The 3,002-nt window shown below is 40.0% G+C and carries 5 protein-coding genes and 1 pseudogene; 3 read left to right on the top strand and 3 right to left on the bottom strand.

Annotated features, from left to right (window positions below):
• The coding region (locus LD39_RS20100) for a DUF3006 family protein (protein WP_035552728.1) at positions 1-197 on the bottom strand (197 nt) is incomplete at its 3' end.
• Between the two features lie 167 nt (positions 198-364).
• On the opposite strand from LD39_RS20100, the gene LD39_RS20095 reads away from it, so the two are divergent.
• Genes LD39_RS20095 through LD39_RS20085 form a run of 3 tightly spaced genes read left to right on the top strand, consistent with a single transcriptional unit; the run spans position 365 to position 1,627 of the window.
• A complete protein-coding gene (locus LD39_RS20095; RefSeq protein WP_035552725.1) occupies positions 365-955 on the top strand; it encodes a TetR/AcrR family transcriptional regulator in 591 nt (196 codons plus the stop codon).
• Positions 956-958: 3 nt separating this feature from the next.
• Positions 959-1,300, top strand: a complete 342-nt coding sequence (locus tag LD39_RS20090) for a multidrug efflux SMR transporter (protein ID WP_035552721.1) — start codon at positions 959-961, stop codon at positions 1,298-1,300.
• 12 nt (positions 1,301-1,312) lie between these two features.
• On the top strand, positions 1,313-1,627 hold the full coding sequence (locus tag LD39_RS20085) for a multidrug efflux SMR transporter (protein WP_035552718.1): 315 nt from the start codon (positions 1,313-1,315) through the stop codon (positions 1,625-1,627).
• A gap of 314 nt (positions 1,628-1,941) precedes the next feature.
• Here LD39_RS20085 and msrA read toward each other — a convergent pair whose 3' ends face one another.
• Together msrA and LD39_RS23310 are read right to left on the bottom strand one after the other, a co-directional pair.
• Entirely contained in the window at positions 1,942-2,628 is a 687-nt protein-coding gene (gene msrA, locus LD39_RS20080) for a peptide-methionine (S)-S-oxide reductase MsrA (protein ID WP_035552715.1), read from the bottom strand.
• A gap of 77 nt (positions 2,629-2,705) precedes the next feature.
• Positions 2,706-3,002: pseudogene (locus LD39_RS23310) on the bottom strand (endonuclease MutS2); the annotation flags it as partial.

The following is a 3,002-nucleotide window of genomic DNA, read 5'->3' as shown; positions in this document are numbered from 1 at the left end:
TCCATTTTGTTGACTTCCGGGAGAATCTCAACGCTTTTCAAGCTTCCCATACTGTCAAAATCAATCCTCAATAAATCCCCTGGCTTTGCGGAAGCGATCAATCGTTCTTTTAACACTGGAAGTTCATTACCGCCTGCTTCCTCGTGCACCAAAATGGCGAACGTCCCCTCAAATCGATCCAATCTGTATGTGTTCACCGCTTCAACACCCTTCTCTTGTTTTAGTAAAAAATTATGAAAGCTATTAGTTATCAATTCCCTATCTATTATTGACTAAACATGTCGAATGATTTCCAGTATGGACACATAAAAATCCCCATGCTATAATTAGACTAACGAACGTTAGTTAGTTACGAGGTGATGGTATGACCCAACAAAAAATATTAGATGAGAGTTTAACTTTATTCGCAAACCATGGATATGAAAACACTACTTTAGCCAATATTGCCGAGGCCGTCGGTATAAAGAAGCCTTCTTTATACAATCATTTTGAAAGTAAAGAAGCGATCTTTCTTAACGTGCTCGAGGATGTAGCAAAAATAGAAATGGATTATTTAGCTTCGCAGGCGGATTTGTCTGCTGACCATACAATTTATGAACGCTTACATCATATCTATCGGTCCTATTTGAATCATATGGCAGACTCGACGGAAGGGATGTTTTTTAAGCGTGTCACCTTCTTCCCACCGGAAGAATTCTCTGAACAGATCAAAGAAGTTTTTTTGATGGTAGAAAGAAATATGACCGCTATTATCCTCCCCGTCATTGAAAAAGGCATTAAAGAAAAGGTACTGCGCCCTCTTTCTACTGATACGTTGACGTCTGCTTTTTATACGTTAATCGACGGTCTTTTCTTAGAAGAGAACTTCTATGATAAATCCGTATTTGAACAAAGACAACAAGCGAGCTGGAATATATTCTGGCTTGGGATCAAGGATCCGGAACTGGAGGAATGAACTATGGCATGGATCTACATTTTATTGGGAGCCGTGTTTGAAATTGGTTGGGCGATCGGGCTGAAGCTTTCTGAGGGGTTTACAGACCCGTTCTTTTCAGCATTGACTGTGGTCAGCATTGGAATTAGTTTCTACTTTTTCACAAAAGCATTAAGCATGATTGATATAGGTACTGGTTATGCGGTATTCACTGGAATAGGTGCAACAGGTACAGCATTAATCGGAATGATGTTTCTTGGCGATTCAGGTGGCGCTGGGAAGCTCTTTTTTATTGGTCTCTTAATCATAGGAATAATTGGTTTAAAATTTTCGAATGGATCATCTGAAGAAACACAAACTGAGTAGGAGGGTTTTTCTATGGCATGGATCTTTTTATTATTTGCAGGCATGGGTGAAATGTTCGGGATGTTCTTCTTAAAGCTATCGGACGGGTTTAAGAAACGAACACCTTCCCTGTTGGCCCTTCTATCTGGTGCAACAAGTTTTTATTTTCTTTCGCTGTCGCTTAGAGAACTCCCGATCGGGACAGCCTATGGCATATGGACGGGCATCGGCTCCGTCGGTACTGTGCTGTTAGGGATTTTCTTTTTCAAAGAGGGAGTAAGTCTTAGTCGAATCGGTTTCATTGTATGTATCATTGCCGGTGTGGTCGGCTTAAAAATCGTTTCTTAGTCTCACATAAGCTTGATATTCTTACAAATTGTAAGTACAATATAGTAGGAATTTTTAATTATCGACAATTTTCTGCATTATTCTGTTTTAAACGACATTATATGTGAATTCAAATGAATTTTTCAGTGTAACGGAGGAAAGTTAGAATGAGGAAAGTATTATTTGCAATTCTTATGTTCATCGTGATCGGCTTCGGTTTTGTCGGCTACTCCAATCTTGATATGGATACTAATCCGGATATTCCTAAGGAATCCAAACAATATTAATTATTATAAGAATGGCCCGCTTGTATGCTGTACAAGCGGGCCGTTTTTTCATTTTTCCGGGAGATTGAGTTTTCGGTCCTCTCCCCAAGTCTTCTCTAAATAGTCATCACGACCTGAGTTGCCGCGGTAAAATTTATACCTGAGTTCGTTCTTTTTATAATAATCCTGATGGTACTCTTCGGCACGATAGAATTCTTCTGCTTTTTCAATTCTTGTTACGATCTCTTTTTCAAAACGACCTGTATTCGCTAACGCTTGTTTGGATTGTTCCGCCAGCTTTCTCTGCTGTTCTGAATGGTAATAAATCGCTGTTGTATACTGATATCCTCGATCGACGAACTGTCCGTCATTATCTGTCGGGTTGATCTGTCTCCAGAACACTTCAAGCAGCTGCTCATAGGTGATTTTTTCCGGATTATAGTACACTTGGACTGCTTCCACATGACCCGTTCCCCCTGCAGAAACTTCTTCAAACGTTGGATTTTTTGTATCTCCGCCTGTGTACCCAGAAACGACTTCACTTATGCCTTCCAATTTTTCAAATGGAGGCTCCATACACCAAAAACAACCACCCGCGAACGTCGCCACCTTTGATCCCTCTGGAATATCTTTGTCTGTAACGGCCACACTCTCGTAATTACGTTTCGTCAAATAAGCATAAGCTTCTGGAATGACAAAAACTCCAATCAGCAACAACGCTCCTGCCAGGATGGACCATTTTAAGCGTTTGCTCATGATGTTCACCTCATCACACTTGATTTAATTTCATCATAGCACGAAAGGAATTCTTCTCCCCAGAAATAAGCGGTTGCTTACTCTTCATCCTCAAGTGTCAGCCCTTCTACATGTTTTCGATCGAGCTGTTTCCTTATCTTCCTGTATTCTTTCGACTTGAAAATAATATTAAAGTCGTAATCATCAGGGTAAAGCTCTTTCGCAGGAATATGGAGTTTTAACCGTTTATGGTTATAATTCCGTTTTTCTCCTTTGACCTGAACGATGTAATTCCCTTTGTCATCAGGACCTTTGTAAACGATCCCCATCTCTTCTTCTGATGAAATGAAGACATTATCCCCCATCTGAAACTTTGGTTCTTCTCTTTTTTTCTT

Origin of the sequence: Halobacillus sp. BBL2006, assembly GCF_000786645.1 — a bacterium.
Taxonomy (GTDB): Bacteria; Bacillota; Bacilli; order Bacillales; family Halobacillaceae; genus Halobacillus.
The sequence above is the reverse complement of the archived record's forward strand: the minus strand, read 5'-3'. Positions and strand labels throughout refer to the sequence as shown.